Below are 4857 nucleotides of genomic sequence, written 5' to 3'. Positions count from 1 at the left end.
CCCACGACGGCGGGAGCTACCCGACCGCGGAGGTCACCGAGGGCACCGGGGCGAGCACGGCTCCGGTGAGGTACCGCTGAAGCGTGGGCGCCACGGCCGCAACCACCTCCTCCAGCTCCATCGTCGCCAGCGGCGGCACCTCGACGATGTAGCGGGTGAGGGCGAGCCCGATCAGTTGAGAGCCCATCAGCCCGGCCCGCACCTCCGGGCGGGAGTGGCCGGCCGCCTGGGCGACCGGCAGCAGCACCTCCCGCACCACGAACCGCCGCACCATCTCGGCGGCGGCCTGGTGCGAGACAGCCGAGCGCAGGATGCTGGCGAGCTGGTCCCGGCGGTCTCCGCTCTCCCACAGCGCCAGGAAGGCGCGCGCCATCCGCTCCCCCATGCCGGCCACCGTCCCGGCCAGTACGGTGTCGCGCAGCTCGGCGGGCTGGACCGCGTCGCGCATCGACGCCTCGAAGAGCCCTTCCTTGGACGTGAAGAAGTGGTAGACGAGGGCCGCGTCGACCTCGGCCTGCTGGGCGACGGCCCGGATCGAGGTGCCCGCGTACCCGTGGCTGCCGAACCGGTGCCGGGCAGCCGCGAGGATGCGCTCCCGGCTGTCGGTGTTGCCGGGGCGCCGACCGGGCCGGCGGCCGGGCCGCTTGCGGGCTGCCGCCGCCGCGGAGCCTCCGGCCTCGCGTGCTTCCTGCGGTGACGTGGCCGGGTCTGCTGCCATCGAGTCCCCCTTGCGTGCGGAATGCGCAGTGCGGAATTCACAGTTCGGTGACTCCTCGACCTTACGTTGCCCGGCTGCCGCCGCCTAGAATTCACAACAGGGTGAATTACTACCCGGGCTCATCCGTGACGAGAGCGGCACCCGCGGCTCACATGGCAGCACAGGAGGAACCGTGAAACGGACATTACGGTCACAGGCCGGCGATCTGGCCGCCACGGGCGGCGAGGCCACCGCCGGGAGCGGCACCGGCGCACCGTCGGCGGCGCCCGTCGCCGGCCGATGGCTGATGCTGGCCATCCTGCTGTCCGCGGTGTTCATGCAACTGCTCGACACCACGATCACGATGGTGGCCATCCCCTCGATCCAGCAGGACCTGAACGCCTCCTTCGCCGACGTGCAGCTCGTGGCCGCCCTGTACTCGCTGGCCTTCGCCTGCGTGCTGATCACCGGCGGCCGACTCGGCGACATCTACGGCCGCAAGAAGCTCTTCCTGATCGGCATGGTCGGCTTCACCGCCGCCTCCGTGCTGTGCGGCGCGGCCCCCACCATCGGGTTCCTGGTGGTCTCCCGGGTGGCCCAGGGGCTGTTCTCGGGCCTGATGTTCCCGCAGGTCCTCTCGATCATCCAGGTCACCTTCGCCGGCCGGGAGCGGACCAAGGCGCTGTCGGTCTACGGCGCCTCGGTCGGCCTGGCCCTGGTGCTCGGCCCGGTGCTGGGCGGCTGGCTGATCGACCTGGACATCGCCGGCAGCGACTGGCGGTCGATCTTCTACGTCAACCTGCCGATCGGCGTGCTCGCGCTGGCTCTCGGCGCGGTACGGCTGCGGGAGTCCGCCGCCGACGACGCCGCCCGGCTCGACACGGTCGGCACCGTCCTGGTCTCCACCGGACTGTTCCTGCTGATCCTGCCGCTGATCGTGGGCCGGGAACAGGGCTGGCCGGCCTGGACGGTGGCCATGCTGGTGGCGGGGCCCGTGGTGCTCGCGCTCTTCGCGCTCCAGCAGCGGCGGCTCACCCACGGGTCGGGAGGGTCGCCACTGATCCGCACCACCTTGTTCGGCGACCGGGCGTTCAGCATCGGCCTGGTGATCGTGCTGGTCTTCTTCGCGGGCGTCCCGTCGTTCTTCTTCACCCTCTTCCTGACGCTGCAGACCGGCTTCGCCTACAGCCCGGTGGCCGCGGGCGCGGTGACGCTGGCGTTCGCCGTCATGATCGCGGTGGGCTCGGCCCGTTCGGGCGTGGTCGTCAAGCGGCTGGGCACCCTGACGCTCGCGGTGGCCACGGCGGTCCTGACCCTCGGCATGGGCGGGGTGATGGTGTCGGTGCGCTGGGTGGGGACCGACCTGCGCGGCTGGCAGCTCATGCCGGCCCTGGTGATCGCCGGGGCGGGCGCCGGGCTGTTCCTGGCCCCCTGCATCGGCATCATCCTGGCGGGCATCAAGTCCCGGGACGCGGGCTCGGCCTCCGGTGTGCTGTCCACCGCTCAGCAGGTCGGCGCCTCGGTCGGCATCGCGATCATCGGCATCCTCTTCGCGAGCCTGCTCGGCAGCAACGCGTACCACTCGGTCGACAAGGCCCTGCCGACGCTGCGCGCCGACCTCGCGGCGGCCGGTCTGCCGCGTGCCCAGGCCGACTCGGTGACCGCCGGGCTGCGGGTGTGCTTCAAGGACAAGGCCAGCCAGAAGGACCTGACCGCGACCCCGGCGAGCTGCACGCGGCTGCAGCAGGCCACCGCGACCTCCCCCGCGCCGGCCGAGGTCAAGGCCAAGGTGCAGGCGGCGGTGCTGGACAAGGCGATGCCCGAGGCCCGCAAGGAGGACTTCAGCCGCAGCTTCCAGCAGGCGCTCTTCTGGCAACTGGGCGTCTTCTCGCTGACCTTCCTGCTGGCCCTGGCGCTGCCCAGGGTGAAGGTGGAGAGCACGCTGCCCGGCGGCCTGTGATCCGGTCGGCCCCCGGCCGAGCGGGCCGGGGGCCGGTGGCCGAAGAGGCCGGAGGCAGGCGAGTCGGATGGGCCGGAGGGCCGGAGGGCAGCGGACCGGACGGTCCGGACGAGCCCGAGGCCGCCGGCCCATCGGCATTTTCCGGTCGCGTGACGGCTCCGAATGGCTCATTTTCCGTGACACCCGTAGGCAACAGCCATGGTATTGCGGCGCAGTTCAGGCCACCGGCGCTCATCGACCGCACGTTTCGCGGGGGTTTCCAGCGCGTGGCGCGGTTCCGGACAGCCGCGCCGAGCACCGTTTGCCCCGCACGCCAGTGCTAATGCATATGACAGTCCACGAACAAGCCAATCGGCTCGGCCCGCACGTGTCGGCGCGCCGGGCCGCCCTCTTATCTGAGGAACGGTCACCTTGGAGATCAAGCTTCTCGGCCCACTCGTCGCCACGGCCAACGGCACAAGCATCGCTCCGACCGCCACGAAACCACGGCAGCTCCTCGCGCTGCTGGCGATCTCCTCGGCGGAAGGGGTCACCCTCCCACTACTCATCGAGGAGATCTGGGGAAACGATCCGCCACGCAGTGCGGCGACCACCTTGCAGACGTACATCCTGCAGTTGCGCCGCCTGCTCGGCGACGCGCTCGGGCCGGACTCGGCCCACCACGTGAAGGCCGTCCTCGCCACCCGCTTCGGGGGCTATCTGCTCAATCTGCGACAGGGCGAGGTCGACGTCCACGAGTTCGAACGGCTGGCTGCGGCGGGCCGGGTGGCGTTGCGCGAGGGCGATCCGCTCGCCGCCTCCCGCCTGCTCACCCGGGCCCTGTCGATGTGGCGCGGCCCCGCGCTGGCCGACGTACGGCTCGGGCGGGTGCTGGAGATCGAGGTGTCCCGGCTGACCGAGAGCCGGCACGGCGCCCTGGAGAACCGCATCACCGCGGACCTGCGGCTGGGCCGGCACGCCGAAGTCCTCGGTGAACTGACCGCCCTGGTCAGGCAGCACCCGATGAACGAGAGCCTGTACAACCTCTACATCCTGGCCCTGTACCGGTGCGGGCGCCCGGACGACGCCCTGCGCGCGTACCGGGAACTGCGCCGCACGCTCACCGACCGGCTGGGCCTGGAACCCTCGCCCCGCCTGCAACGCCTGCACCAGGCCGTACTGTGCTCCGACCCGGCGCTCGACCGCCTCGACCGCCTCGAGTTCGCGGAGTTCGACAACCTGGCGGGCTGACCCGGTGCTCCGCCGGGCGGGCCGGCCGGAGCGGGGAGCGGCGCTAGCGCGAATCAAGTGAATGTCCAACAGCCGCACGGACGATCGGCACGCGCCACCGCCGCACCACCCGTCCCGGCAGCCCGCCCGGCCTGTGTGTCACCGAGGAGTAACTCATGGATGTCCGTGTCCTCGGCCCGCTCGTCGTCACCGAAGCCGGCCTTGACGCCATGCCCACGGCCGTCAAGCCGCGCAAAGTGCTGGCGCTGCTGGCCATGAACCCCGGCCGGACGGTCCATCTCTCGACCCTCACCGAGGAGTTGTGGAACGGCCATCCGCCGCGCAGCGCGGTCACCACGCTGCAGACGTACGTCCTGCAGATCCGCAACCGGATCGGCCGGGCTCTGCTGAGGGACCCGCAGGCGCGGACGCACAACGCCAAGCACATCCTGGTGACCCGCTTGGAGGGGTACGTCCTGAACACCTCCGGCGGCTTCTTCGACGCCGGCTCCTTCCAGTACCAGGCGGAGCTGGGTCACCAGGCCATGGCAGCGGGCCGCCTGGCGGAGGCGGTGGACCGGTTCGGCCGGGCGCTGACGATGTGGCGCGGCCCCGCCTTGGTCGACGTCCAGCTCGGGCCGGTGCTGGAGGTGCAGGTGACGCGGCTGGAGGAGGCCCGTACGGCGGCCCTCCAGGGCCGGATCGGGGCCGAACTGGCACTGGGCCGCCACCACGAACTGCTCAGCGAGCTGACCGCGCTCACCGCCCGGCACCCGCTCAACGAGGTGCTGCACGCCCAGTTCATGTACGCCCTGCACGCCTGCGAACGCCGGGCCGACGCCCTGGCGGTCTACGCCCGGCTGGAGCGGGTCCTGCGGCGCGAGCTCGGGCTCGCACCCGACCGCGAGCTGCGCCGCCTGCGCGCCGCCATCCTGGAGTGCGTGCCGGACCTGTCCCCGTATCTGCCGCAGCCGCTCGGGGCCGCCGCCCG

General features: G+C 71.8%; 4 protein-coding genes. 3 read left to right on the top strand and 1 reads right to left on the bottom strand.

Translation table 11 applies throughout. From position 1 onward, the window contains the following. Positions 1-16: 16 nt before the first annotated feature. A complete protein-coding gene (locus tag VIW71_RS11040) occupies positions 17-718 on the bottom strand; it encodes a TetR family transcriptional regulator (RefSeq protein WP_331621919.1) in 702 nt (233 codons plus the stop codon). Positions 719-890: 172 nt separating this feature from the next. On the opposite strand from VIW71_RS11040, the gene VIW71_RS11035 reads away from it, so the two are divergent. The 3 genes from VIW71_RS11035 to VIW71_RS11025 form a co-directional block, all read left to right on the top strand. Further along, positions 891-2657 carry an MFS transporter gene (locus VIW71_RS11035; protein WP_331621918.1) on the top strand — a complete coding sequence of 589 codons (1767 nt, stop codon included), beginning with the start codon at positions 891-893 and terminating at the stop codon, positions 2655-2657. A 411-nt stretch (positions 2658-3068) separates the two neighbouring features. After that, positions 3069-3887, top strand: a complete 819-nt coding sequence (locus VIW71_RS11030) for an AfsR/SARP family transcriptional regulator (protein ID WP_331621917.1) — start codon at positions 3069-3071, stop codon at positions 3885-3887. Positions 3888-4042: 155 nt separating this feature from the next. Beyond that, positions 4043-4857: AfsR/SARP family transcriptional regulator (locus VIW71_RS11025; RefSeq protein ID WP_331621916.1), on the top strand; the 815-nt coding region annotated here is incomplete at its 3' end.

The organism is Streptomyces sp., assembly GCF_036524955.1.
GTDB lineage: Bacteria > Actinomycetota > Actinomycetes > Streptomycetales > Streptomycetaceae > Actinacidiphila.
This window is presented reverse-complemented; position numbering and strand designations above follow the sequence as displayed.